This window comes from Halomonas sp. XH26 (assembly GCF_024138895.1).
Taxonomy (GTDB): domain Bacteria; phylum Pseudomonadota; class Gammaproteobacteria; order Pseudomonadales; family Halomonadaceae; genus Vreelandella; species Vreelandella alkaliphila.
This window is the reverse complement of the sequence record NZ_CP071889.1, coordinates 3,501,320-3,525,842: the sequence shown is the minus strand read 5'-3', so window position 1 is coordinate 3,525,842 and position 24,523 is coordinate 3,501,320. Positions and strand designations below refer to the sequence as shown.

The following is a 24,523-nucleotide window of genomic DNA, read 5'->3' as shown; positions in this document are numbered from 1 at the left end:
CTATGCAGACCCAGGACTATCAGGCGTTGGATCGCCAACACCACCTTCATCCATTCACTGACTTTAAATCACTTGGCGAAGAGGGTAGCCGCATCATCACCCACGCCGATGGGGTATACATTTACGACAGCCAAGGCAATCGTATTCTTGATGGTATGGCGGGACTTTGGTGTGTCAATCTCGGTTACGGGCGACAGGAGTTGGTTGATGCCGCCAGCGAGCAGATGCAGCAACTGCCGTATTACAACAACTTCTTTAAAACCACCCATCCTCCGGCGGTAAAGCTAGCCGCCAAACTGAGTGAGCTGGCACCCGAGCATATCAATCATGTGTTTTTCACGGGTTCCGGGTCTGAAGCCAATGATACCGTGCTGCGCATGGTGCGGCGCTATTGGGCGATCAAAGGCAAGCCGGAGAAGCAATGGGTCATCTCGCGTGAAAATGGTTATCACGGCTCAACTGTCGCGGGCATGAGCCTTGGCGGCATGGCGCCGATGCATGATCAAGGCGGCCCGTGTGTGCCGGGGATTAGCCATATTTGCCAGCCTTACTGGTTTGGTGAAGGGCGCGATATGAGCCAGGAAGCCTTTGGCAAGCAGTGTGCCAAAGCGTTGGAAGAGCAAATTCTGGCGTTGGGTGAAGACAAGGTGGCGGCGTTTATTGCTGAGCCGGTGCAGGGCGCAGGCGGTGCGATCATTCCGCCGGACAGCTATTGGCCTGCGGTGAAAGAGGTGTTGGCCAAGTACGACATTCTGTTGATTGCCGATGAAGTGATTTGCGGGTTCGGGCGTTTAGGCGAGTGGTTTGGCAGTACTCACTATGGGTTAAAGCCTGACCTGATGCCGATTGCTAAGGGATTGTCGTCGGGCTATCTGCCCATTGGCGCGGTGCTGGTGGGAGATCGAGTGGCCGATACGCTGATCGAAGACGGCGGTGAGTTCTTCCACGGTTTTACTTACTCTGGTCACCCGGTCTGTGCAGCGGTTGCGCTTAAAAACCTCGAATTGCTGGAAAGTGAACGGGTAGTCGAGAAAGTCCGCGATGAATTGGGGCCCTATCTGGCTAAGCGTTGGCAGGAACTGGCTGAGCATCCGCTGGTGGGTGAAGCCCGTTCGTTGGGCTTGATTGGGGCACTAGAACTGGTCGCCGACAAGAGCACCGGTGAACGCTTCGATAAGTCTCTTTCCGCGGGCAACTTGTGTCGTGATTTGTGCTTTGAGCATGGCCTGGTGATGCGCTCAGTGGGCGATACGATGGTGATGTCTCCGCCGCTAATTATCACCCGCGATGAAATCGATGAATTGGTCAGTAAGGCGCGTTTGGCGTTGGATAAAACCGCTGAAAAGCTGGCGATAACACACCCTATGGAGAGTGCATAATGGCGGCAGATACACCGAAAACCCTCGCCGACTGGCAATCAAAAGCCGCATCACTGAGCTTTGAAACGCGCGCTTTCATTAATGGTGAGTTTGTCGCTGCCGCTGATGGCAGCACGCTGAGCAGTATCAACCCTGCCACCGGACATGTTCTTGCTGAGGTAGCCAGCTGCGATGCGCAAGATGCTGAGCTTGCGACGCAAGCAGCCCGTGCAACCTTTGAAAGTGGTGTCTGGTCACGTTGCCACCCAAGTAAGCGCAAACGGGTGCTACTGCGTTTAGCCGAGTTGGTAGAGACACACCGCGATGAACTGGCGCTGTTAGATACGTTGGACATGGGCAAGCCGATTTCCAGTTCGCTAGGGGATTTGGCAGGCACCGTCGCCTGTCTGCGCTATCAAGCGGAGTGTATCGACAAGCTTTACGGTGAAGTGGCTCCTACTGGCGATCGTGCGCTAGGGCTGGTGCTGCGCGAGCCAATGGGCGTTATCGCTGCCATTGTGCCGTGGAATTTCCCACTAATGATGACGTCGTGGAAGATTGCTCCGGCACTGGCGGCGGGCAACAGCGTCATTCTCAAGCCGTCGGAAAAATCACCTTTGTCAGCGCTGCGCTTGGCCCACCTTGCCAAGGAAGCGGGTATTCCCGATGGCGTCTTTCAGGTGCTGCCAGGGTACGGCCATACGGTGGGCAAGGCTCTGGCACTTTCCATGCAGGTTGATGGTCTGGCGTTCACCGGCTCCACTGGCGTGGGTAAACAGCTGATGCAGTACGCCGGACAATCCAACTTGAAACGCGTGTTTCTGGAGTGCGGTGGCAAAAGCCCCAATATCGTTTTTGCTGACTGCCAGCACCTAGATGCCGTCGCCCAAAGCGCTGCGGAAGCTATTTTCCACAACCAAGGCGAAGTCTGTATTGCCGGTTCGCGCCTGCTGGTGGAAAACAGCATTCGCAAAGATTTTGTGGCTCGGGTAGTGAAAGCTGCTGAGCATATGCAGCCGGGAGATCCGCTCGATCCAGGTAGCTTCATGGGTGCCATGGTTGATGAAGCGCAGTACCAACGAGTACTGGAGTATATTCGCCAAGGCGAAAGCGAAGGTGCCACCCTGAAACTGGGCGGCGAACCTAGCGATTCCAATGGGTACTTCCTGCCGCCTACGGTCTTCGATGATGTGACTCCCGAAATGCGCATTGGCCGCGAAGAAATATTTGGCCCTGTGCTGAGTGTGTTTGGGTTCGACAGCGAAGAGCAAGCGATTGCTCTGGCCAATGACAGCGACTACGGCCTGGCTGCCGGCGTTTGGAGTCAAGATATTGACCGCATCATGCGGGTCTCTCGGCGGCTGCAATCCGGCCAGGTATATGTGAATAACTGGGCCGGTATCGATCAGACCGTTCCTTTCGGCGGTGTTAAGCAGTCGGGCAATGGACGCGATAAATCGCTTCACGCACAGGAGAAATACTGTGAAGTGAAGACGGTATGGATGTCGCTTAGCCCTTAAAACATTTTTGTTCGTGACCCGCGAACAGCGATTAAAGGCATCACCACGTATTGATTTGAGTCATCCACAGCGCCAGACGCCGCCGTATAAACGGTGGCTCTGGCCATGGCTTCCCTGTGCCTGAGCGCCGTATCAGAAAGGTAATAACAATCTCTGCGATGGTCTCTGCAATGGTCTCAGCGATGACCAGCACAACGGCTTCTAACGCGGTTACATCACTATCAACACCAACAACAAGCAAATGCTGAGTGAGGACATTATGTCGACCGACACCACTGTTAAGGAAGATCAGGAAATACCACGGCCAAGTTTAAAAGCGACCATGATCCCCATTGTGTTTATGGCAGCATCTTTGGGCGTATTTATTGGCTACTTCGAAACGGATCCGCACTTGCCGCTGTTTTTAAGTGCGATTGTGGCAACGGCGGTGGCCATTGCGACGGGTAGCCGCTGGAAAAAGCTTGAAGCGGGTATCATGCGCTCTATTGGCCTGACGACTCAGGCGATTGTCATTCTGATCATTATCGGCACCATTATTGGCTACTGGATTGCCGGTGGGATTGTGCCCACGATGATCTATTACGGCCTGAGTATTCTGGCACCGGATTACTTTTTGGTCGCGGCGTGCTTAATCTGCTGTTTGGTATCGTTGGCTGGTGGCAATGCCTGGACGGCGGCTGGCACTATTGGTATCGCCTTGATGGGCGTTGGTGAAGGGCTAGGCCTTAATCCAGCAATGGTCGCGGGAGCCGTGATCTCCGGCGTATATTTTGGCGACAAGATTTCTCCGCTTTCCGAAACCACCAATATGGCGCCAGGTGTGGTCGGTGTTGATCTGTTTGAACACATTCGCTATATGCTCTACACCACGGTTCCTGCGCTAGCGGTTGCTCTGGTGCTTTACACCATTATCGGCCTGAACATGACGCCTTCCGGTGATGGCGCGGCACAGGTAGCCGAGTTACAGCAGAGCCTCAATGAGCTGTTTATCATTAGCCCCTGGCTGCTACTGGTGCCAGCGGCCGTCATCGTAATGATGATCAAGAAAGTACCCGCCATTCCCGCGCTTTCTGTTGGCTCGCTGATGGGGATTGTCTGTGCGATTGTGGTTCAGGGCGTCCCGTTAGGCGATAGCTTTACTATTTTTGTGGAAGGCTACGCGGTAGATACTGGAAACGTTACGGTGGACGACCTGCTAACTAACGGCGGCGTTAGCGCCATGATGTGGACGGTTTCGCTGATCATTATCGCGATGAGCTTTGGCGGGATTCTTGAGTCAGCAGGGTTCTTTCGCACCATCGTGGAAAGTCTGCTCAAACTGGCCAAGACCACTGGCAGCCTGATTGCTACCACGGTAGCAACATCGATGGCCGCTAACGTCGTAGGTTGCGATCAGTATCTCAGTATTATTCTGCCTGCCCGTATGTATGCCAGCGAGTACAAGCGTCGCTCGCTCAAACTGAAAAACCTGTCTCGCACAGTGGAAGATGCAGGCACCATGACATCACCACTGGTGCCCTGGAATACCTGCGGTGCCTTTATGTTTGCCACGCTTGGGGTCAGTGCCTTTAGCTATGCGCCCTACGCCTTTCTGGCGCTGCTGAGTCCGATGTTCGCGATTATTTATGGCTTTACCGGCTTCCGTATCGCCTATGAAGATGGGCCGAAAACGGTAAGTGGCGACTCGGGATTAGCGGGAGTTCGTAGCGCCTGAACGGAACAGAATGGCTGAAGCTGATTAAAACGATTATTTTTCAAAACGCCACGTTAATTGAGAGTTTGCCCCACAGCCGTGGGGTTTTTTTTGCGCTATTATGTGCCCATCAATAGACCGCCAACGTAATTTAATTTACTTATTGATAGGGAGTGAAAAAAGCATGTCGGATGACGTGGGTGCGAGCTTGCGCTCCTTGCGCAAGCAGCGAGGGATTTCGCAGCGTGAACTGGCAAAGTTGTGTGGGGTCACCCACTCAAGTCTTTCGCTAATAGAGCAAGGAAAAGTTAGCCCATCAGTCAGTTCCCTGAAGAAAATCCTAAACGCATTCTCTATGAGCGTCGGTGATTTTTTTACGATGGATCTTGATAGTCAGGAGCAGATTTTCTATTCGGCGGATGACTTGGTTGATATCGCATCCGGCGATATTTCCTTCAAACTTGTCGGGGCAAATCGGCCTAACCGTGCGCTGGCGTTTATGGTGGAGCGATATCTGCCGGGTGCGGACACTGGGCAAGCCATGATTACTCACTACGGTGAAGAGGCTGGCTTTGTCGTAGAAGGCGAGATTGAAATCATTGTTGGCAGCACCGCCAGGCGCTTAGGGCCGGGGGAGTCTTATTATTTCAAGACAAGCGTTCCGCATCGTTTCCGAAATATTAGTGATGCCCCCTGCAAGATAATTAGCTGCGCTACGCCCGGTAAGGCGTTCTGATATTACTGGCATGGCTACCGTTTATTGTTTGACCATGCCAAACACGCCAGACAGCAGTGATATTCAAAACACACCACTCACTAACACCCCTGCCAAACCGCTCATTAGACACATGAGCGGGGCTCTTAACTACGACAAAACGGCCAGACCTGATAAAACTTGCGGCACTGAAACTCTGCTTCGCAAGCGTTGAGCTGCGCTTGATAACGGTTAGCGCGGGCAGACACTTGGCTGCCTGCACGCAGCACGTGGGGTTTGCTGCGGTAGGAGCCTCGCTGGTAGCCACCTGCGCCTTCATGGTAAGCGTAGTAAAGGTGTTCAGGGTTACTCAGCGAGATACCTGCCTGCTGCTGTGAGCGGCGGTTATACCAGCCAATAAAATCCGTAGCGTGCTTCATATGGGTTCTGCGGGCAAACAGGCTGCCCGCTTGATCCTCATACTCCTCCCAAACGGGATCTTGGGCCTGGGCATAGCCTTTGGCGGAGGAGGGGCGTGGGCCGGGGATAAAGCCTAGGTAATATTTGCGGTCCGGGCGCACATGGCTGCGAAATGAAGATTCCTGCTGAATGAATGACATCTGTGTGGCAATAGGTGTGCCCCATTTCTCTTCTGATTCCCGGGCATAGTCATACCAGCTCGGCTGCTCACGAAAGATTTCACAAATATTGCTCTGATCTTCAGGCGGGTTAGGAGCAAAGGTTGCGCAGCCTGAAACAACCAGTACAGCGCACAGCGCTATCAATAGGCGAAGCGTTGAGAAGAGCACCGAATTATCAACAGGGTGGCGCATGGCAAAATCCTTGTGAATAAGTTTTTGTAACTAGGCATACAGTGTGATGCTGAACACGTTCTAAGCCTACCCCGCCTAGCGAAGTAGTAACTCTAAACAGCGGCGCAGCCGTTGGGCTTCACGCACTAATGTCTCTCCCGATAGCATGCCCACGCCCATTACCAATCCTGTCCGTGAGTCCTTGTCAGCGCACACGGGGCTTAGCGGGCGAACAATCAAGTGTTCTTTGAGCAATGCTTGGGCAAGTGCTACATCATTAACCCCTGCTTCAAACTCAACGCACAAGCTAATCGCGCTAGTCGGGGGGGACACATTGCGTACTTTGGGTAGTGAGCTGAGCTGGTCGTGCAGCACCTGCTGGCGGCCTAAATAGTCGCGCTGGATGCGGCGACACCAGACGTCTAAGTCACCATCAAAAATAAATTGCGCCAATACCGCTTGATCAAGCATACGGCCTTCGCGAAATAACTCGCTGCGTAAGCGGTTCATTGGCCCTGCCAAATGGCGTGGCACCACCAAATAGCCAAGCCGCAGGCCGGGAAACATCATCTTAGAGAACGAGCCTACCAGTAAATGGCGTTCCGAGTTGGGATCAAACAGCAGGTTAGTGTGATCGTCTCGGGTGAATTCGTAGTCATCCTCTACTACATAGGTGGGCGATAAAGCATCACAGAGCTGCTGCTTATGAGCAGCGCGTGTGGGCACGCTAAGAGGATAGTGATGAGAGCCGGTCAAATACGCGAGCGCAATATTACCGGTCGTCTGCGGAAACACATGCCCACTATCGGAAAACCAAGGCAGCATCTCAATCGAAAGCCCTGTGGCTGTGAATACGTTGCGCGCCCCCCAATAACAGGGCGACTCCATCGCCACGGTATCGCCTACATCGGCCAATGCCATGGCGCATAGCTCAATACCGTTATGGGTACCATCGGTGATGATGATCTGTTCGATATCACAATGAATATTACGCCAGCGCGCCAGAAACTCCCGGATTGCGCGCTTAAGCGGCCCATAGCCACCGGTAGAGTAAGAGAGCAATAAGGCATTTTGTGGCACGGTGACGCTGGCATACAGCTGACGCCACTTGCGCATTGGAAACTGGGCGATATCCGGTATGCCAGGCACAAAGGCACCGCTTTGCACGGTGCTGGCGCCAGGCCAACGCAATACTTGCTGAGCACGTTTTGAAAGCTGAACACTCTGTGACGTGGGAGCGACAGAAGCCTCTTTCTTACAACTCCAGGTGCCCTTGCCATGAAATGTCGTTAGCAGTCCCTCTTCAACAAGTGTCGAAACCGCCACCGCTAGCGTATGTCGGGCAACGCCCAACGTTAATGCCAACTGACGGTGCGACGGCAATCGAGTTTGGTTCGGCCACGCCTTAGTAACCGCCTGCCTCAATGCCTGCTCCAGTCGTACTTGTTTGCTTAAACGCTCAGGTTGCTGCGCATAGTGTTTTACAAGCTGCTGTAACACGTCCTGGCGGTCCATTCACATCCTCTTATTGTCATGATGCTCCCCGTTTAGATAGTAAAACAGAAAAGTGGTCTGGTTGAACGCGAAAGTGGTGCATTCGTTCACCAGCGCATTACTGCTAGCGTGCATACCATGTTGCAGATCAGGAGAAGATCATGAGCTTTATCGAACAGTGGTTACACGATGCAGTACCCACCCTGGTGGGTGGCGAGTGGCGCAAGGGGCAACAGACCTTTGCCGTCGATAACCCCGCAACCGGCGAGACGATTGCCCGGGTTGCCGACTTAGGCGCTGATGACGCCCGCGACGCAGTGGCCGCAGCGTATGCCGCCGGGCCCGCGTGGCGCGCAACACCAGTGAAACAGCGCTCGGCATTGCTGCGCCGCTGGTTTGAGCTGATCAATGAACACGCCGATGACTTAGCCCGCTTGATGACCTTGGAGCAGGGCAAGCCGCTAGCAGAAGCCAAGGGCGAAGTGACTTACGGCGCCTCATTTATTGAGTTTTTCGCTGAAGAAGCCAAGCGTATGGCTGGGGAAACCCTACCCAGTCACGGCGCGGATAAGCGCCTAATGGTGCTGCGTGAGCCGGTCGGCGTAGTGGCAGCAATTACCCCGTGGAACTTCCCCCTGGCGATGATTACCCGCAAGTGCGCCCCGGCCTTGGCCGCAGGCTGCACCGTGGTGATTAAGCCCGCCGAAGCCACGCCGTTAACCGCGTTGGCAACGGCCTACTTGGCGCTTGAAGCGGGCTTGCCAGCCGGCACCATTAACGTGATTACCGCCTCAAAACCGGCAGCGGTGGGTGAAGTGCTCACTACCGACTCTCGGGTGCGTAAAGTCTCGTTTACTGGCTCGACCCCAGTGGGTAAACACCTGCTCGCTCAGTGCGCTAGCACAGTGAAGAAAACCGCCATGGAACTGGGCGGCAACGCACCGTTTATCGTCTTTGATGACGCTGATGTGGACGCCGCCGTGGAGGGGGCGATTGCCTCAAAATTCCGTAACGCCGGGCAAACTTGCGTGTGTACCAACCGTTTCCTGGTGCAGGACGGTGTTTACGATGCGTTCGTCAGCAAGCTGACCGAGCGAGTTAGCGCGCTGAAGGTCGGCGATGGTTTAACGGAAGGCTGCTCCATCGGCCCGCTGATTAACCAAGCGGCGGTGGAAAAAGTACAGCGTCACGTTGACGACGCGGTGAATCATGGTGCGCGACTGCTCTGCGGTGGCAAGCCCCACGCCGCAGGCGAGCGCTTCTTTACACCCACGGTGCTTGCTGACGTAACCACCCAGATGGCGGTGGCCGATGAAGAAACCTTCGGACCCGTCGCGCCAGTGTTCCGTTTCCAGCGTGATGAAGAAGCGATCGCCATGGCCAACGATACCCCGTTTGGCTTGGCGGCCTACTTCTACGCCACGGGTTACCGCCGTATCTGGCACACCATGGAGCAGTTGGAATACGGCATGGTTGGTGTCAATGAAGGCCTGATTTCTACCGAGCTGGCGCCGTTTGGCGGCGTGAAAGAGTCTGGGTTGGGGCGCGAAGGTTCCCACCACGGGTTAGATGAGTTTACTGAACTGAAATACGTCTGCGTTGGCGGTCTATAAGGAAAACGATGATGAATAACCAAGAATTGAACGAACTGAAAAATCGCTATGTGGCCAACGGTGCCGCCACGCCTACCACCCAGTTTGCCGAGCGCGCTGAAAACGCCGAGTTATGGGATGCCGATGGCAACCGTTGGATCGATTTTGCGGGGGGGATTGGCGTATTAAACCTGGGCCACCGCCACCCGAAAATTGTCGCGGCAGTTGAAGCGCAGCTCAAGAAAGTCATGCACACCAGCGCGGCGGTGATCTCCTACGCCCCTTACGTGCAGCTGTGCCAAAAACTTTGTGAACTGACGCCGGTGCGTGGCCCCGAGCGTAAAGCAATGCTGGTTAATACCGGTGCGGAAGCGCTGGAAAACGCCGTGAAGATCGCCCGCGCGGCGACTGGTCGTACAGGCATTATCACGTTCGACGGTGCTTTCCACGGCCGTACCATGATGACGCTGGCCATGACCGGTAAGGTACTGCCCTATAAGAACGACTTCGGCCCTATGCCGGGTGATGTTTTCCGCGCACCGTTCCCCAACCCGCTGCACGGCATCAGCGAAGAAGCGTCGTTAGACGCCATTCGTACGCTGTTCAAAACCGATATTGCCCCGTATCGCACGGCGGCTATCGTGATTGAGCCGGTACAGGGCGAGGGCGGTTTCTACATCGCCTCACCGGATTACCTGAAAGCGCTACGTGCGCTGTGTGATGAGCACGGTATTCTGCTGATCGCCGATGAAGTGCAGTCTGGCTTTGCCCGTACCGGCAAGCTGTTTGCGCTCGAACATAGCGGTATTGAAGCGGACATCCTGACCACCGCCAAGAGCCTGGCGAACGGCATGCCGCTATCGGCGGTTGTGGGTAGTGCCAAAGTGATGGACGCCTCTGGCCCCAACTCCCTGGGTGGCACTTACAGCGGCAACCCGCTCTCCTGCGCAGCGGCGCTGGCGGTCATCGAGGTAATCGAAGAAGAAGATATCCTGGCGCGCAGCGAACAGATGGGCAAGATGCTGGCCGAGCGTTTTGCGGTGTGGGAAGCGCGCTTCCCCGCCGTTGCCCACGGCCGCCAGTTAGGCGCCATGGCTGCTTTTGAACTGCTCAATAGCGAAGGTAAGCCAGATACAGCACTCACCGGTGCCCTTTGTGCCAAAGCTCGCGAGAAAGGTCTGATCCTGCTCTCCTGTGGTTTCTACGGCAACAGCATCCGCATTCTGGTGCCGCTGACGGTCTCTTCTGCAGTGCTGGAAGAGGGCTTGAGCATTATCGAGGAGTCTCTAGAAGCGCTTAGCTAAACCGTCCTTCTAGGCATCACCCAGCCCGTCATCGCAAAACAGCGAAAGCTGCTGGCGATTGGCGGGTTTTGCTTTTTTAGCGCGCTTAGCGGGAGGTCGTCGCTGACTGGCGAGCTTATCCACAATGGCTTGGCTGGATTCCCTGGCCTCTGGCGTGCGTCTTAGTTCGTATAGCATCTTTTTCCAGTGCCGCGCTTCGGCTTCAAAATCGTGGGGTAGCGGATAGTGCTCGCCGGGTTGAAAGCCGAACCTCTGGCGTAGGCTTTCGGGGAGTGCCCAGGGCTTGGCGCGCCATTCGAAGGGCAGGGGCGCTAGTTCTGGCACCCAGCGGGCGACGAACTCGCCTGTGGGGTCGTTATCCTCCGCTTGTTTAATCGGGTTATACACCCGCAGCGCGTTAGTGCCGTTGGCACCTGCTTGCATCTGCACCTGGGGGTAGTGAATGCCCGGTTCGAAGTCGGTAAACAGACGTGCCAAGTGCAGCGCGGGTTCATACCAGTGCAGCCCCAGGCCGAAGGTGGCGTGGGAGATCAGCATGGCGCGCATGCGAAAGTTAAGCCAGCCGGTAGCGATAAGACTGCGCATACAGGCATCGACTAGCGGCACGCCGGTTTGGCCGTTCTTCCAGGCAATGAGGTTGGGGTGGTTGGGATCGCGCTCCCGCAGGCCGCGCAGCGCCGGGTGCAGCGTTTGATGCTCGATGCTTGGCTCACTTTCCAACTTCTGAATAAAGTGGCAGTGCCAGTAAAGTCGCGAGGTGAAGGCGCGTAGTGAGCGGGCCCAGGCGGTATCATCGGCATGCTTCTGCCGCTGACGGCGTAACGACTGGACAACTTCGCGCATGGAAAGCGTGCCCCAGGCCAAATGCGGTGAAATCCGTGAGCCAAACTCCCACGCTAACAGCGGCTTAGACAGCGAGCCGCGATAACGCCGCCCGCGTGCTTGCACAAAACTACGCCACAGTGCGCGGCCTTCGTTGCGCCCGCCCCGCTGGCGCTGGGGGCAGGGTGTGGTATCAAATCCCAGCGTTAAGGTAGGTAGTTGCTGAACGTTAAGGTGGTGAAAGGCTTCCCAGCCTGGGGCTGCTTGGGCGTTTTGCGGCGCGTGGCAGGTCGAGGCAGACATCAGCGTTTCCCAGTGGCTCTCCCAACGGGTTTGGTGCCCAGAGCGGCTGCTAAGTCCTCGTACTACACCGTGCTGGAGGGCTTCCCGCCAAGCTACACCGTTGGTTTGGCACCAAGCATGCACCTGTTTATCCCGCTCAAAGCTCCAGGCGTTGCCCGTTTCCTGATGAGAGTGAAGGGCAATGTGGCCGTAGTGAGCTTTTAGGGCGTTCAGCAAATCGACAATATCACCTTGCCAAATACATAGCGGTAGGCCAATGGTCTCCAATGCGTTGGAAAGGTCGATTAGAGCGTCAGCGGCAAACTGCCAGTGGCGCAGGGCGCTATCAGGTGTTTGCCACTGGCTAGGTTCAATCGCAAAAACAGGCAGCACAGGGCCAGCCGCCGATGCACTGGAAAGCGGCGCATGATCATGAATGCGCATATCGCGTTTGAACCAAACGACCTGGATGGGTGCCTTAGCCATGCCGTATCCTGATGGTTGGGGTTTGCTCGGCGTAACGCCTATTTGCCATAGAACTTATTTGCCATACAGCTTATTCGTCATAAAACCATGACGTTACCATCAAGGGATAGACGTCGTAAGCGGCAGGCCGCTACGCTAGCGTGTTAGACAAACTCAATAGGAGAGAGTGCATGTATATCGCCATGAACCGTTTTCGGATTGCCCCAGGCCGCGAAGAGGATTTTTTAGAGGTGTGGCGCAACCGCGACTCTCATTTGGATGAAGTGCCGGGTTTTACACAATTCCAAATGCTGCAGGGCGAAAGCCAGGAAGACCACACCGTGTTTATCTCCCACAGTGTGTGGGAATCAGAAGAAGCCTTCCGCGCCTGGACCAAGTCAGAAGCGTTCCGCAAGGCTCATGCTAACGCCAAGGCGCCGGAAGGTATCTATCTTGGCCCACCTAAGTTTGAGGGGTATGACGTCGTACTATAAGCCATATTTCACACTGTTTGGGCAATCGCGGGTGGTGTCAGCGGTGGCAAGTAGCGCTCAAGTAATTGGGCGGCATGCAGCACCTTGAGGTCTTGATATTTGCCCGCTACTAAATGAAGGCCTACTGGCAGCCCTTGATTATCCAAACCGCAAGGAAGGGATGCAGCGGGCTGCTGGGTGAGATTGAAGGGGTAGCTGAACGGCGTCCAGTCCATCCAGTCTCGGTAGGTTCCCCCTGGTGGTACGTTATGGCCCGCTGCAAAGGGGGAGATGGGCATCGTGGGTGTAACCAACAAGTCATAGCGTTCATGAAAGGCTGCCATTTGAGCGGTTAATTCACTACGCTGACGCCGTGCGGCGAGATAGTCGGAAAGCGATACATCCTGTCCGCGTCGGGCAATATCGAGAAACCCTGGGTCGAGTGATGCCTGCTGTTGTTCGTCCAGTTTTTCTAGCGCTTGGGTAGCACCTGCAAACCAGAGGGTGTTAAACGTCTTGATTGGATCGCTAAAGCCAGGATCAACGCGAGTTACTGTGGCGCCCAGCTCTTCGAAATAAGCAATGGCTTCCTCTACCTTTCGAGCAATGTCTGAGGCTACTTCTACGTAGCCAAGATCTGCACTATAGGCGATGCGCCAGCCCTTTAGGTTAGCAGGAGGCGGCGTTAGCCAGTCTGGCCCAAGGGGATTGCCGGAGTAACCATCCCTGGCATCTGGCTGCGCCATCACGCTAAGCATTAGCGCACTGTCGGCCGCTGTGCGGGTCATTGGCCCTAAATGGGAAAGTGTACTCATGGCGCTGGCGGGCCACTGGGGAACCCAACCAAAGGTTGGCTTTATGCCAAAGGTGCCGGTAAAGCTGCATGGGATGCGGATAGAGCCACCCGCGTCACTGCCTTGGTGTAATAGACCTAGATTAAGCGCTGCCGCTGCCCCTGCGCCGCCGGATGATCCCCCGGGCGTCAGTGCGCTATTCCACGGGTTGCGGGTAATGCCGTGCAGGGGGTTATCAGTGACGCCTTTCCAGCCAAACTCGGGCGAAGTCGTTTTGCCAATGACGATGGCCCCAGCATTGCGAAGGTGACGGCTGATTGGCGCATCCACCTCCCAAGGGCCGTCTGATGGAGTAGTGGTTGAACCCAGGCGTGTCGGTAGGCCTTTCGTTAAGGTTAAATCCTTAATGGAGACAGGAATGCCGTCTAGCGGGCCGCTGGGTTTATCTGCCTGCCAGCGCTGGGCCGACTCTTCTGCCAAGCGCCGAGCCTCTATCTCGTTCACGCAGGTAAACGCATTGACCTTTGGGTTGTCGCGGGCAATTCGCTCCAAGCAGTCGTTTACCAGCGCCTCTGGGGAAAGAGTCCCCTTGCGGAAGCGGGCTAATGCTTCCACAGCTGTGAGTGTCTCAAATGTCTCCGTCATTGTTACTCCCCAGCGTTACTAACGCTATCTTCAACACTGGCCGCATTCAACATGGCATGTAGAAGGACGTTACAGCCAGCGTGAACATGCTCTGGAGTGGCGCTTTCAATTTCGTTGTGGCTAATGCCGTCCTTGCAGGGCACAAAGATCATTGCTGCGGGGGCTACACGGCCGACGAACATAGCATCGTGACCAGCACCACTGATGATATCCATGTGCGATAGGTTGAGTTGCTCGGCCCCTTCGCGCACTGCATCAACACAGGCTTTATTGAAGTGCTCAGGGGCAAAATTTGCGGTGGGCGTTAATTCATATTCCAGCCCATGCCGTTGGCAAATTTCTTCGACCGCCGTCGCTAAGGATTGACTCATTGAGATGAGGGCTTCTGGCTCCCAGTGGCGCATATCCAGGGTCATTTTAACTTGGCCTGGAATAACGTTACGCGAGCCAGGATGTAGTGACATACAACCAACCGTACCGCGCCCGTGGGGCTGATGATCAAAGGCAATTCGGTTAAGTGCTTGGGTGACTTCTGCCGCGCCCATCATGGCGTCGCGCCTTAGATTCATTGGCGTGGGACCCGCGTGGGCTTCAAGCCCGGTTAGGGTTAAATCAAACCACTTTTGACCAAGCCCACCGATAACCACGCCGATGGTGGTGTCGGTATCTTCTAAAATCGGCCCCTGTTCGATGTGTGGTTCAAAGTAAGCTTTTATCTCACTGGGTGAGACCTCATCGCTACCACGATAGTGAATGGCATCCAGTGCATCACTCACCGTGATGCCATCGGCGTCGGTGCGCGCCATCATGGCGTCAAATTCAAGCACGCCAGTAAATACCCCAGAACCCATCATGCAGGGTGGGAAGCGACAACCCTCTTCGTTAGTCCACGCAACGACTTCAATGGGCGATTTTGTAGTGATGTTGTGTTCATTAAGCGTTCGGATTACTTCTAGGCCTGAAAGTACGCCAAAACAGCCGTCATACTTCCCACCAGTGGGCTGGCTATCCAAGTGGCTGCCCGCCATGACGGTTTTGGCTGTTGGGTCGCTGCCTTCCCGGCGGGCAAAAATATTACCGATATTATCAATGCGGATGGTGCAGCCTTCTGCACGACACCATTGGATAAATAGATCGCGTCCCTGGCGATCAAGATCCGTCAGCGCCTGTCGGTTAACGCCACCCTTAGCCGTCGCGCCCAGCTTCGCCATGTCCATCAGCGATTGCCAAAGACGGTCGCTGTCGGTGCGAAGGTTAGTGAGCGCGCTTGTTGGCGTTATGTAGGTAGTCAATTTAGTATCCTCCCAGGATGAAAAGGGTGCTACAGCACGCGTTTTTCCATTTATAAGTCATATAGTTTGGAGCGATGAGCTAGAGTGCCCAGTAGGTCGTTGCTGACTAGCATTTGTGCGGCCATTTCGGCTTCTAGCGCACTCATGTGATGCTCTGCATCTAGCATATGCTCGGCCATCACTTGACGGACACGCGAGGTATCTTCAGCTCGGTAGGCATCTAGCAACTGCCGGTGATAGTCCTGGTTAGCGTGATCGAACTGCTTACGTTCAGGCACGTAAGCTTTTTTGATCACGACTAGGTCGCGCAGCATGTCGTTTAAAAACTGGCATATAAACGCCAACAGTGGATTAGGGCAGGTGCGCGCCAGCAGTTGGTGAAACTCCAACTCTAAAAAGCGCTGGCGCTTATGGTCTTCCTCGCCGCCACAGCAAGTGCAGGCTGCTATATTCGCTTCAAGCTGTTGAAAGTCCTCTTCCGAGAGTCGGCCGACGACGGATGCCGCCAGCTCGACCTCTAACAGCTTGCGCAATTGATACACTTGCTTGCCATCTAACTGTTGGAAATGCAGAAAGTTGCGTAGCATGCGGCTGGCGGGCTCCATGCCCGGCTGATTAATAACGGCCCCTCCTTGAGGCCCGGTTTTTAAAGTGATTAGCCCCTCAACCTCAAGAATCTTAAGCGCTTCGCGTATAGTGGCTTTGGCGCTGCCATAGAGCTCCATCAGAGCTCGCTCATTTGGCAGGCGATCACCTTCACCGAGCCCCTCCGATGCAATCCAGCGTTTGATATCATCACTGATAAGCTCGGCGAGTTTAGGGCGACGCTTTACGGTTGAACTAGTAGTTGAACTAGCCGTTGAACTAGTAGTTGAAAAAGGGGCTTTGGCCATCAATACACTCCTTTGTTGATTGTTAGCGATCAGCTATAGAGGGTTTAGTTTCTTGTGCATAAGATGGTTTAGGTTCTTGTGTATAGCTAGGTAAACGCTCGGGATGGTACTCCGCATCATAGTCGTAGCGCGCCTGGGTAAAGCGTTCCACAACCGCTGTGTCACGGCGATGCAATGCATGGCTTAGGCCAACAAACAGCGCGATGTTGAGCAATAGCCCCCAAATACCCGCATGGAAGCCAAGGGGAGCACTTAGCGGGCCAAAGGTCATCAGAAGCACGCAGCCAACGCCGGCCCACAAACCTACTAGAGCAGCAGTCGGGTGAGCTTTTTTCCAAGTGATGGCACCGAGTGTAGGAATCACCAATTGTGCAGTACCAGCCAGAGCAGCAATGCCGATAGTGACCAGAACACCGGGTACGGTAAGCGCCATGATATAAGCCACCAGTGAGAAGCCCACCAGTGATAAGCGACCGATATAAACAATACGGGCTTGGCTTGCGTCACGGTTCACATAGCGTTTGTAAATATCCATTGTCACTACCGTGGATACCGCGTGAATCTGTGAGTTTGCCGTTGACATGGCGGCTGATGCGCCCGCTGCCATAATCAGCGAGGCAAGCAGATATGGCGCATACTCCATGAGCATGATGGGCAGGATTTGGTCGGGATTTTCCACATTCGGCTCAAGCAGTACTCCCGAGTAACCTGATAGAACAGAACCTACATAGGCAAAAGCTGCTAAGCCTAATAAGAAGGGCATTAAGTTAAACAGCTTCCCGTGCTTAACTGAGTACATGCGCAACCAGATTTGTGGACCCATAAAGGCACCTATAGCGGTTATCGCAAACAGCGAGAACCACATGGGATAGCCCATCGTGCCGTTCGGTCCTGGCATAGTGAGATGTTCAGGAGAGGTTTGCTGGAGTTGGCTGAACAGAGCGGATGGCCCACCCACTTGGGTGGAAATATAGTAGCCTGCGTACATCATGCCGAAGAACAGCAGAGCCCCATAAATGACGTCGGTCCAGGCAATGGCACGAATGCCACCAATCCATACATAGATAATAATAATGAAGTAAAACAGCAGCGCGGCGAGCCAGAAAGGAATTAAGCCACCAGAGGCAACTTCAATTAAATAGGCACCGCCTGTTAACTGGATCTGTAAATAAGGTACGGTAAAAATCAGCGTAATAGCAGCAACGGTAATACGCAGCGCTTCGCTGTTATAAAAGTCGCCAATTAAATCTGATGGCGTTAAATAATTGAATCGCTTTCCTAAAAACCAAACCCGCTTGCCGATCCAGTAATACATAAAGCCAAACAGCAAGTTCCAGGCTAGCGCAGTCAGAAAGACCGGGCCATTGGTATAGAACGTAGCGTTAGAACCCAAGAAGGCAAACGCACTCCACCACGTGGCCGCTACGGTGAAAAATACCGCTATGCTACCCATCGCGCGGCCTTGAACGAAGAAGTCTTCACTCGTTTCTTGCGATTGACGTGCCGATAGAACCCCTACTAATAAAGGGATGATCATAAATGCGGCAATAATTAATAAGCTACCGGTCATGCGTTATCTCCCGTTTATGGTTGCTTAATGGTGTGGTTAGCCGTTGATGATGGGCTGCCCCAGTTTGTCAAATACGCCACTAAAAACAGCACTGTTAATGCAAACCACCAAAAGAGATTCCAGGCCAATAAAAAGGGGAGGCCCATCAGCATGGGTTCTATGCGATTGGCTAGCATGATGATGGGACTTTCTAGCATGAAGAACCCAATTAGCATGCCGCTATAAAGCGCTAGTTTAAGAGGAGGTAGATATTTCATAACACGTTTGCCCTTTGTTTATGGTTTGTGTGTGAGCTTGGTTTTCAGCGCAAAGCAATCCAGCAAAAGCTATCCAACAGCAGCGTTATTAAGCGCAGCGCGGTTGCCAAGCGTTAGTGGGGCGTGAACCACTCATTTGTTGTATTTATTCGTATAGATATAACAAATAGGCGTTTTTCAAAATATCGTCAAGCCAGAATGGATAACGAGAGCCTGCTTATTACGTATAAATTTACTAACGTGAACACAAGAAAAGCGTAGTTTTATAAACATGTTCAGTGGCGCATGCTGAGGCTATGTCTCATAGCGATGGAGCCGGACACCATGTTTGACCTACAAAACAACACTACCCCTCTGGCGTTTATTGACGAACAAAACGCTTCTCCCAGCGCACTTAATCAGCACTATTGGATGCCGTTTAGCGCTAACCGTGATTTCCGCGCCAACCCGCGCATGATTACTGGCGCGGAAGGGCGCTATTACATCGATGACCAGGGCCGTAAGCTGTTTGATTCACTCTCTGGCTTATGGACCTGCGGCGCAGGTCATAACCGTGAAGAGATTCAAAAAGCGGTGGCGGCGCAGCTCGGCTCTCTCGACTTTGCGCCAGGTTTTCAAATTGGTCACCCGCTGGCGTTCAAACTGGCGGAAAGAGTGGCCAGCCTTACACCTGCGGGGCTGGATCATGTGTTTTTCACTAACTCTGGTTCAGAAGCCGCTGATACCTCTGTCAAAATGGCCAAGGCCTACTGGCGGCTAAAAGGTAAGCCTGAGAAGACGCGCATGATTGGCCGTGCCAAGGGTTATCACGGGGTTAATATTGGTGGCACCAGCCTGGGTGGCATCGGTGGCAATCGTAAGCACTACGGCCAATTGATGGACGTAACGCATCTGCCGCACACGCTGCAGGCAGGTCACGCCTTCACCCGTGGCCAAGCCGAAACCGGCGCCGAGCTTGCTGATGCGTTGCTTGATCAAATCGCCCTGCATGATGCATCCACCATTGCGGCGGTGATCGTTGAGCCGATGTCTGGCTCTGCTGGGGTGATTGTGCCGCCCAAAGGCTATCTGGATCGGCTGCGCGAGATCTGTACCGCCCACGATATTTTGCTGATATTCGATGAAGTCATCACTGCTTTTGGCCGCAGTGGCGCAACCACCGGCGCAGAAGCGTTTGGCGTTACACCGGATATCATGAATGTTGCCAAGCAGATCACCAACGGCGCTATTCCTATGGGCGCGGTGATTGCTTCCAGCGAAATTTTTGACACTTTTATGCACGCTGGCGGCGCCCAACACGCCATTGAGTTTCCTCACGGTTACACCTACAGCGCCCACCCTGTCGCTTGTGCGGCTGGCTTAGCGGCACTCGAAATGATGGAGCGTGACAACTTCCCTGCCCAGGTAAGTGCTATCGCGCCCGCTTTTGAGCAAAAGCTGCACGCTCTAAAAGGCCGCAATCACATTGTTGATATTCGTAACTATGGCTTAGCGGGCGCACTTCAATTGGCGCCCCGAGATGGCGACCCCACCATTCGCCCTAGGGACGCTCATTTAGCCTTATGGGAAGCTGGGTTCTACGTGCGCTACGGCGGCGACACGCTGCAGTTTGGCCCTCCGTTTGGCTCCACAGAGGCTGAGCTAGAGCGGCTGTTTGATGCCGTTGCCACCACCCTGGATTCGTTAGCATAACCGACTGATCTAAACTTCAGAGCGTTAAAAAGAGAGTTAAAAAATGAGCGTTGTTTCCCATCTGATTAACGGTGAATTAATCGACAGCCAGCGCATGCTGGACGTGACCAACCCTTCAACGGGTAAAGTGATTCGCCAAGTGGCGGACGCCAGCGCCGCCGACGTAGAACGTGCTATTGCCGCCGCCCAAGCTGCGTTTCCCGCTTGGCGAGATACGCCACCTGCTAAGCGCGCCCAAGTAATGTACCGCTTCAAGCAACTGCTAGAGGAGCACGCCGACCGCTTGGTGCAATTGGTCAGTGAAGAGCACGGTAAAACCCCTGAAGATGCGATGGGCGAACTGAAGCGCGGCATCGAAAATGTCGAGTATGCCTGCGGTGTGCCTGAGCTATTAAAAGGTGAGTATTCCCATAACGTTGGGCCGGGCATTGATGCGTGGTCCAATTTCCAGCCATTGGGCGTAGTGGCTGGCATTACTCCGTTTAATTTCCCTGCCATGGTGCCGCTGTGGATGTATCCGATGGCGATTGCTTGCGGCAACACCTTTATTCTCAAGCCTTCGGAAAAAGATCCTTCGGCGGCGATGGCGGTAGCCGAGCTGTTGCAAGAAGCAGGGTTGCCAAAAGGCGTGATGAATGTGGTGCACGGTAGTCGCGAAGCGGTGGAAACGCTGCTGGATGCTAAGGCTGTTAAAGCTATTTCATTTGTTGGCTCAACGCCGGTAGCGGAAGCTATCTATTCCCGTGGTTCGGCCGCTGGCAAACGCGTTCAGGCTCTGGGTGGGGCGAAGAACCATGCCGTGGTGCTTCCAGACGCCGATTTGGAAAACGCCGCCAATACACTGATGGGGGCGGCTTACGGAAGTTGTGGTGAGCGCTGCATGGCGATTTCGGTGGCGGTGTGCGTGGGTGACGAGACGGCAGATCGGTTAGTTGAAACGCTGCTGCCTAAAATTGCTGAGCTCAAGGTTGGCCCTGGTACCGATAAAGGCTTGGATATGGGCCCGCTGGTGACGGCAGAGCACCGTGATAAGGTGTTGGGCTATATCGAAGACGGCATAAAGGCAGGCGCGTCGCTAGTGGCCGATGGCCGTGAGCTGAAAATCGCGGGTCATGAAGATGGCTATTTCGTTGGTGGTTGCCTGTTCGATAACGTTACTACCGAGATGCGCATTTACCAGGAAGAGATTTTCGGGCCAGTGCTGTGCGTGGTGCGGGTCGGCAGCTTAGATGATGCTATGCAGTTGATTAACGACCATGAATACGGCAATGGCACCTGCCTGTTTACTCGCGATGGCGAGGCTGCTCGACGCTTTACCGATGGCATCGAAGTGGGCATGGTGGGTGTTAACGTGCCGCTTCCCGTACCGGTGGCCTACCATAGCTTTGGCGGCTGGAAACGCTCGTTGTTTGGCGACCTTCACGCCTACGGCCCTGACTCTGTACGCTTCTATACCCGCCGAAAAGCGGTTTCCCAGCGCTGGCCTTCGGTGAGCGAAGCCACACGTGCCGAGTTTTCGTTTCCCACTAACCAACGTTGACGCCGTAAGCTAACTACGCCATCTTCTCTGCACCACTGCTAAGCGGTGGTGCACTTTTTTGGTGTGCGTATCTTAGTCGTAAAGGGACGAGCAGCGTGGCGAGAACACAGGACGAAATTCGGCAAACCAACGTAAAAAAGATTCTTCAGGCGGCGGAGCAATTGTTTGCTGAAAAAGGCTATGCCGGAGCATCGATGGGGGAAATTGCCCAGTTGGCCGATCTGCCCAAATCCAACGTGCACTACTATTTTTCCACTAAAAAGGCGCTCTACCAGGAAGTGCTGCTAGCGCTGCTGGAAATCTGGAAACAGGACGCGCTGTGCTTCGAACTCTACGACGACCCACGAGTAGTGCTTTCTAGCTATATCCGCGCCAAAATGAATCATTCTCGCTACCGCGCTCACGGCTCGAAAATATGGGCAGCGGAAGTAATGCAGGGCGCACCCATTCTGAAAGAGCGCCTGCGCGATAACTTATACGAATGGGCTAAATTGAAAGAGTCGAAAATTCGCGAGTGGGTCGAGTCCGGCCAAATTAACCCCGTTGAACCGTCCTATCTCCTTTATATGATTTGGGCCTCCACCCAGCACTACGCCGACTTCGACTACCAAATCTACCTGCTTAACGACGATAAACCCTTAGACGACCTGCAGTTTGAAAAAGCCGTGCAGTCGGTAACTTCGGTGATTTTGCGGGGGATTGGGTTGACGGCGTGAGCAGTACTCAACGACTGAGCTGCACAGACGTATCGAACTTATGCCGTTTTCGCGATAGTAACGTGCGGAACTTGCGCAGGTTGTCGTGGGCATAGAGCACGCTGTCGCAAAAGCGGTCGTACTCATCTAAATCAGCAACTGCAACGATCAACACAAAATCACACTCACCCGTTACTTGATAGCACTGCTTCACTTCAGGGGCGTTGACCGCTGATGTTAAGAACTGCTGGTAGAGTAACTTGTTATCCCGCTCCATGGTGACTTCCACCACCATGTGTAGGCGCTGGCCTAAGGCATCAGGGTTGAGTAGCGCCACTTCACGCTCAATGACTCCCGCATCGCGTAATCGATTAACCCGCTTTAAACAGGCAGAGGGGGAAAGCCCTATTTCATCCGCTAATGCTTGATTGGTCAGGCTGGAATCGCGTTGAAGCTGGTCAAGAATTCTTCGATCAATAGCGTCCATGAAATAAAATTCTCTTCCTATGTTTATAAAGAACGAATAGTGACTGTAGGCACCGTATTGGAAAGAAGATTCTGCGTCATCTCCATTATCATAACGTTTGTTAAAACGATGGCAATGGAGGGCTTGATGCGGATCTCAATTCACTGTTTATTGGCGGTGGTCGGTCGTGTACTGCAAGACGCGCTGCGCGTATATGTGACATTACTCAAAATCCTGATACCTGCTTTGCTCATCGTCAAAGGGTTAGAGCTACTCGGTATGATCGAGTGGCTGGGGGCGGCATTAGCTCCTTTAATGAGCACACTCGGTTTGCCTGAACAAATGGGTGTTGTGTGGGCGGCGGCGCTCTTCACCAATTTGTACACCGCCATTGCGGTGTTTTTCCAAGTCGTCGGTGAAACGCCTTTGAGTGTTGAGCAGGTAACGGTACTGGGTGCGTTGATGCTGGTAGGGCATTCGCTTCCCGTTGAGGGAGCGGTAGCCAAGCGCGCTGGCGTACCTTGGTGGGGCACGCTGGTTCTGCGTTTGGGCGGGGCTTTATTGCTTGCTTGGCTGTTACACTGCTTCTATTCGTATTTTGGTTTGTTGCAAGCACCCGTTGAATTGGTATGGCAGCCAAGTTTTTCATCAGCACCAACGCTCAGCAGTTGGGCGTTGGCACAGTTGGAAACGTTAGCGCTTATTTTTGTGATTATTTTAGCGCTGATTGTGCTCTTAAAACTTTTAAAAAGGCTGGGTCTAGAGCGTTGGATTCATCTTGGCTTGCTACCGTTGCTCAAGCTATTAGGCATTGGTCGTTCGGCAGCGAATGTGACGGTCATTGGTTTCACGCTGGGACTAAGCTATGGCGCAGGGCTGCTGATTCGTGACGTGCAAAACGGGGTGCTTAGCAAGCGCGACAGCACGCTAGCGCTGTGTTTTCTCGGCCTCTGCCATAGCGTTATAGAAGATACGCTGCTGATCTTAATGCTTGGAGCCGATATAACGGGTATCTTATGGGCACGGCTCTTCTTTGCCATTATTGTCACCGCGATGATTGCCCGTTGGCCCAAAGCCACGTTGAAGAATAAATCACCTCATCATCAACCTAGGTGATTAAATTCACCCCTACCCAAGATGACTGCCTTACCGCCCACATTGACATAGCCAGACTTAATCTCACCATTGGCGGCGGTGTGGATAACGCTGGGTCGCCCCATTTCAACACCCTGGTGAATCTTGCAGTGTAGGGGATCTGGCTTGAGTGACGCTAAATAGCCGGTTAAAGCTGCTGCAGCGCTGCCAGTGGCGGGGTCTTCGCAAATACTGGCGTGCATGGAGAACATACGGCTCCGTACAATCGTCTCTTCGCTGTCGCGTTGTTCCATCACATAAAGGTATATCTGCTCAGTGCCGCTGCGTGTAACGGCATCTGCCCATACTGCACCGGCGATTTGTATGTGCTCTAGAGCCGCTAGGTCGGCTAGCTCAATAAGATGAAAGGGCAGCCCGAAAGAGGCAATGATTGGATCGCCAATGACTTGGTGGATGTCTAGCCCTAGTAGCTCAACGGCAGTAAGGCGATCAATCGTGCTGCCCGTGACCATGACGGGCTGGGCGGTTTTGAATGTTGCTGTATTTTTTTCATAATTAACCGCTAATTCGCCGACAGGTGGCTGTAGCACAATGCCCTGCTCGCGGTTGACGAGGTTTAACTCCGCTAGTAGATGCGCGGTACCTACCGTGGGGTGGCCAGCAAACTGCAGCTCAGACGTCGGTGTGAAAATCCGCATAGGGTAGTGATTAGCCGCTGTCGCCGCGCCTAAAAATACCGTTTCAGCCAAGTTAAGTTCATTGGCAATTGCCTGCATAGTGCTGGTTTCAAGCTCATCGGCATCTAAAAAAACTGCCAACTGATTGCCCGAAAAAGGCTTATCGGTAAACACATCCAACAGGTAATACTCAGCAGTTTTCATAGGGACCTCTTTTGCATGAAGAGTGCTGCCAAAACGGTTTACAACCCTCTTTTTGCGCCTGGGTGCGAGTGATTCCAATATCTTCCAGCAGTCGGTCATCAAGGGTTAGTAGCTGACGGCGGCTACGGCGGCGTTGATGATAGTGACGTAACTGACAGCGAAACTGAGTGAGGCTGAAGCGTAGCATGGCAGTT

22 protein-coding genes are annotated in these 24,523 nt (G+C 53.9%); 11 read left to right on the top strand and 11 right to left on the bottom strand.

From position 1 onward, the window contains the following. Positions 1 to 2 precede the first annotated feature (2 nt). From J4377_RS16185 to J4377_RS16170, 4 genes are all read left to right on the top strand, one after another. Complete coding sequence (locus J4377_RS16185) at positions 3 to 1,379, top strand: aspartate aminotransferase family protein (RefSeq protein ID WP_253486165.1); 1,377 nt, start codon at positions 3 to 5, stop codon at positions 1,377 to 1,379. Then, a complete protein-coding gene (locus J4377_RS16180) occupies positions 1,379 to 2,878 on the top strand; it encodes an aldehyde dehydrogenase (RefSeq protein WP_253486164.1) in 1,500 nt (499 codons plus the stop codon). The genes J4377_RS16185 and J4377_RS16180 overlap by 1 nt, the downstream gene beginning before the upstream one ends. Positions 2,879 to 3,137: 259 nt before the next feature. Next, complete coding sequence (gene nhaC / locus J4377_RS16175; RefSeq protein ID WP_253486163.1) at positions 3,138 to 4,592, top strand: Na+/H+ antiporter NhaC; 1,455 nt, start codon at positions 3,138 to 3,140, stop codon at positions 4,590 to 4,592. Between the two features lie 163 nt (positions 4,593 to 4,755). Beyond that, on the top strand, positions 4,756 to 5,307 hold the full coding sequence (locus J4377_RS16170) for a cupin domain-containing protein (RefSeq protein ID WP_051626371.1): 552 nt from the start codon (positions 4,756 to 4,758) through the stop codon (positions 5,305 to 5,307). 125 nt (positions 5,308 to 5,432) lie between these two features. On the opposite strand, the gene J4377_RS16165 is transcribed toward J4377_RS16170, so the two are convergent. Both J4377_RS16165 and J4377_RS16160 read right to left on the bottom strand, forming a co-directional pair. Further along, a complete protein-coding gene (locus tag J4377_RS16165) occupies positions 5,433 to 6,098 on the bottom strand; it encodes a lysozyme-like domain containing protein (protein ID WP_253486162.1) in 666 nt (221 codons plus the stop codon). 75 nt (positions 6,099 to 6,173) lie between these two features. Continuing rightward, the gene (locus tag J4377_RS16160; RefSeq protein WP_253486161.1) at positions 6,174 to 7,592 is read right to left on the bottom strand and encodes a PLP-dependent aminotransferase family protein; all 1,419 of its coding nucleotides are present in this window, start codon (positions 7,590 to 7,592) and stop codon (positions 6,174 to 6,176) included. A 140-nt stretch (positions 7,593 to 7,732) separates the two neighbouring features. Here J4377_RS16160 and J4377_RS16155 point away from each other — a divergent pair, with 140 nt between their 5' ends. Both J4377_RS16155 and gabT read left to right on the top strand, forming a co-directional pair. Continuing rightward, positions 7,733 to 9,184, top strand: coding sequence for an NAD-dependent succinate-semialdehyde dehydrogenase (locus J4377_RS16155; RefSeq protein ID WP_253486160.1), 1,452 nt, complete (start codon positions 7,733 to 7,735; stop codon positions 9,182 to 9,184). Between the two features lie 11 nt (positions 9,185 to 9,195). Next, a complete protein-coding gene (gabT, locus tag J4377_RS16150) occupies positions 9,196 to 10,467 on the top strand; it encodes a 4-aminobutyrate--2-oxoglutarate transaminase (RefSeq protein WP_253486159.1) in 1,272 nt (423 codons plus the stop codon). Positions 10,468 to 10,476: 9 nt separating this feature from the next. Here gabT and J4377_RS16145 read toward each other — a convergent pair whose 3' ends face one another. Next, on the bottom strand, positions 10,477 to 12,057 hold the full coding sequence (locus tag J4377_RS16145; RefSeq protein ID WP_253486158.1) for a cryptochrome/deoxyribodipyrimidine photo-lyase family protein: 1,581 nt from the start codon (positions 12,055 to 12,057) through the stop codon (positions 10,477 to 10,479). Positions 12,058 to 12,227: 170 nt separating this feature from the next. Here J4377_RS16145 and J4377_RS16140 point away from each other — a divergent pair, with 170 nt between their 5' ends. Then, positions 12,228 to 12,530, top strand: a complete 303-nt coding sequence (locus J4377_RS16140; protein WP_253486157.1) for an antibiotic biosynthesis monooxygenase — start codon at positions 12,228 to 12,230, stop codon at positions 12,528 to 12,530. An 8-nt stretch (positions 12,531 to 12,538) separates the two neighbouring features. Here the strand turns inward: J4377_RS16140 and J4377_RS16135 are convergent, their stop codons facing one another. Genes J4377_RS16135 through J4377_RS16115 form a run of 5 tightly spaced genes read right to left on the bottom strand, consistent with a single transcriptional unit; the run spans position 12,539 to position 17,960 of the window. Next, on the bottom strand, positions 12,539 to 13,948 hold the full coding sequence (locus J4377_RS16135) for an amidase (RefSeq protein WP_253486156.1): 1,410 nt from the start codon (positions 13,946 to 13,948) through the stop codon (positions 12,539 to 12,541). Positions 13,949 to 13,950: 2 nt separating this feature from the next. Further along, complete coding sequence (locus J4377_RS16130) at positions 13,951 to 15,240, bottom strand: Zn-dependent hydrolase (protein ID WP_253486155.1); 1,290 nt, start codon at positions 15,238 to 15,240, stop codon at positions 13,951 to 13,953. 50 nt (positions 15,241 to 15,290) lie between these two features. After that, positions 15,291 to 16,133 (bottom strand): FadR/GntR family transcriptional regulator, encoded by an 843-nt coding sequence (locus J4377_RS16125; RefSeq protein WP_253486154.1) that lies wholly within the window; start codon positions 16,131 to 16,133, stop codon positions 15,291 to 15,293. Between the two features lie 22 nt (positions 16,134 to 16,155). Further along, entirely contained in the window at positions 16,156 to 17,703 is a 1,548-nt protein-coding gene (locus J4377_RS16120; protein WP_051626370.1) for a sodium:solute symporter family protein, read from the bottom strand. Positions 17,704 to 17,717: 14 nt separating this feature from the next. Continuing rightward, entirely contained in the window at positions 17,718 to 17,960 is a 243-nt protein-coding gene (locus J4377_RS16115; protein WP_253486153.1) for a hypothetical protein, read from the bottom strand. A gap of 324 nt (positions 17,961 to 18,284) precedes the next feature. On the opposite strand from J4377_RS16115, the gene J4377_RS16110 reads away from it, so the two are divergent. From J4377_RS16110 to J4377_RS16100, 3 genes are all read left to right on the top strand, one after another. Then, complete coding sequence (locus J4377_RS16110; RefSeq protein WP_301271688.1) at positions 18,285 to 19,652, top strand: aspartate aminotransferase family protein; 1,368 nt, start codon at positions 18,285 to 18,287, stop codon at positions 19,650 to 19,652. A 43-nt stretch (positions 19,653 to 19,695) separates the two neighbouring features. After that, positions 19,696 to 21,192, top strand: coding sequence for a CoA-acylating methylmalonate-semialdehyde dehydrogenase (locus J4377_RS16105; RefSeq protein ID WP_253486152.1), 1,497 nt, complete (start codon positions 19,696 to 19,698; stop codon positions 21,190 to 21,192). 95 nt (positions 21,193 to 21,287) lie between these two features. Beyond that, positions 21,288 to 21,908: a TetR/AcrR family transcriptional regulator gene (locus tag J4377_RS16100; protein ID WP_089040624.1), complete on the top strand. Its 621-nt coding sequence runs from the start codon at positions 21,288 to 21,290 to the stop codon at positions 21,906 to 21,908. 7 nt (positions 21,909 to 21,915) lie between these two features. Here the strand turns inward: J4377_RS16100 and J4377_RS16095 are convergent, their stop codons facing one another. Further along, a complete protein-coding gene (locus J4377_RS16095) occupies positions 21,916 to 22,374 on the bottom strand; it encodes an Lrp/AsnC family transcriptional regulator (protein WP_253486151.1) in 459 nt (152 codons plus the stop codon). Positions 22,375 to 22,500: 126 nt separating this feature from the next. On the opposite strand from J4377_RS16095, the gene J4377_RS16090 reads away from it, so the two are divergent. After that, a complete protein-coding gene (locus J4377_RS16090; RefSeq protein ID WP_253486150.1) occupies positions 22,501 to 23,469 on the top strand; it encodes a hypothetical protein in 969 nt (322 codons plus the stop codon). Here the strand turns inward: J4377_RS16090 and J4377_RS16085 are convergent. Then, the gene (locus J4377_RS16085; RefSeq protein WP_038478643.1) at positions 23,457 to 24,329 is read right to left on the bottom strand and encodes a PhzF family phenazine biosynthesis protein; all 873 of its coding nucleotides are present in this window, start codon (positions 24,327 to 24,329) and stop codon (positions 23,457 to 23,459) included. The genes J4377_RS16090 and J4377_RS16085 overlap by 13 nt on opposite strands. Further along, positions 24,316 to 24,516 carry a DUF1127 domain-containing protein gene (locus tag J4377_RS16080; RefSeq protein ID WP_038478640.1) on the bottom strand — a complete coding sequence of 67 codons (201 nt, stop codon included), beginning with the start codon at positions 24,514 to 24,516 and terminating at the stop codon, positions 24,316 to 24,318. Before J4377_RS16080 ends, J4377_RS16085 begins: the two co-directional genes overlap by 14 nt. Positions 24,517 to 24,523 lie beyond the last annotated feature (7 nt).